Origin of the sequence: Rhodovulum viride, assembly GCF_003265965.1 — a bacterium.
Classification (GTDB): Bacteria; Pseudomonadota; Alphaproteobacteria; order Rhodobacterales; family Rhodobacteraceae; genus Rhodovulum; species Rhodovulum kholense.
The window spans coordinates 1-1,469 of record NZ_MUAV01000087.1 but is presented as its reverse complement, the minus strand read 5'-3'; the positions used below and the strand labels follow the sequence as shown (position 1 = coordinate 1,469).

Below are 1,469 nucleotides of genomic sequence, written 5' to 3'. Positions count from 1 at the left end.
GGCGGGCATTGCGGTGCCAGGCCTCATCGTCCTCGTAGACATCCTCCATCTTCAGCACCGCGCGCATCTGCACGCCCGACGCCGCGCGGGCCGCGGCCTCCTGGCCCGCCAGCGCCAGGCCCACGGATTCCGCGGCGACCTGAAGCGGGCTGCGGCCGGTCCAGCCGTCCTCGGCCATGTAGCGCAGATGTACCATGGCGCGCGACGGCGCCCGGCGCTGGATGCCCGCCCCGTCCTCGAAGGCATAGAACCGCGCCCGGCCGTCGCGCAGTTCGGCGCAGAGATCGGGGCGGATCACATCGAGAAGCGTCAGCTCGCCCGCGCCGTCCCGGGGCGCATAGGCATAGGCCCGGCCGCGCAGTGCGAAGGCATAGACGAGGGCAAAGCGGGCGACCTTCGCGGCCACGCCGGGCGCGGATTCCGTATTCAGAAGATAGGTCGCGGCATGGTCCGCAACCGGTTCGGCCCGGCTGGGGCCCGTCCGCTGGTAGAGCCTGAGCGGTACCTTGGCGAGATCCCCCGCGATCACGTTGCAGCAGGCGAAGACCGTGGCATGACGTTGGGCCGCCAGCGGCGTCACCACCGGCAGCGAGCGGACGCGCGATTGCCCGCCCGCCCAGAGATCGCCAAACCACGGCGACGGATCGCGCGTGCCCGAGGGCTCGACCGACGCCATGGCCGCGGTGACCGGCGGTTCGCGCCGGGGGACTTCGGCCTTGCGGCCGCGCGTGAGGAAAGGAAGTCCGATCATACCGTTGCCACGTCCCGTGCCTTGCGTTTGCCCGCCTCGGCCTCGGCGCGTCCCAGCGCCATGATCGCGGCCACCGCCGGATCGATCCGCCCCTTCGAGCGCGCCTTGTTGGGCTTGATGTTCTCGGCCGCATCCTCGTCGCGATGGACATTGCCCACCGCCCAGGCCAGCACCGGATTGCCGCCATGCCGGATCCGCCCCTGCGCCACCGCCCGCTCGAAGCGCTTCATCGGCGAGGACATCGAGGCATAGCCCTGGCCATGCTCGACCAGCGGAAACCGCCGCTTGACCAGCTCCTGCGCCACGTAGCGCATGCCCCAGCGGTCATAGGACAGCTCGCGCAGATCGAAGCGGCCCCGGATCCATTCCAGCCGCTCGATCACCCGGTCCTCGTCGATCACGCCCCCGCCATGCACCTCCAGCCAGCCCTGATCGCGCCAGGCCACATACTCCCGCTTTTCCGATTGCGCCCGCGCGATGAAGCCCTTCGGCCCCGAGGGCAGGAAGGAATAGCTGATGAGGTACACCTGCCCGTCCTTCGGGATCGCCACGCAGATCGAGGTGAGGTCGGTCGTCTTCGAGAGGTCCAGTCCGACCCAGGCGGGGCGGCCATAGAGGGCCTCGGGCGCGAAGGGCTCGGCGCCCTTGTCCCAGATCTCGCGCTCGATCCAGGACTGCGCGCCCTCGGTCCAGAGGTTCATGTGCAGCCGCCGGAAGT

2 protein-coding genes are annotated in these 1,469 nt (G+C 70.2%); both read right to left on the bottom strand.

All coding sequences use genetic code 11. From position 1 onward, the window contains the following. Positions 1-751 (bottom strand): phage portal protein (locus tag BYZ73_RS21060; protein ID WP_146746389.1); only part of this gene is annotated, 751 nt, incomplete at its 3' end. Then, the coding region (locus tag BYZ73_RS21055; protein WP_220086880.1) for a terminase TerL endonuclease subunit at positions 748-1,469 on the bottom strand (722 nt) is incomplete at its 5' end. The genes BYZ73_RS21060 and BYZ73_RS21055, both read right to left, overlap by 4 nt.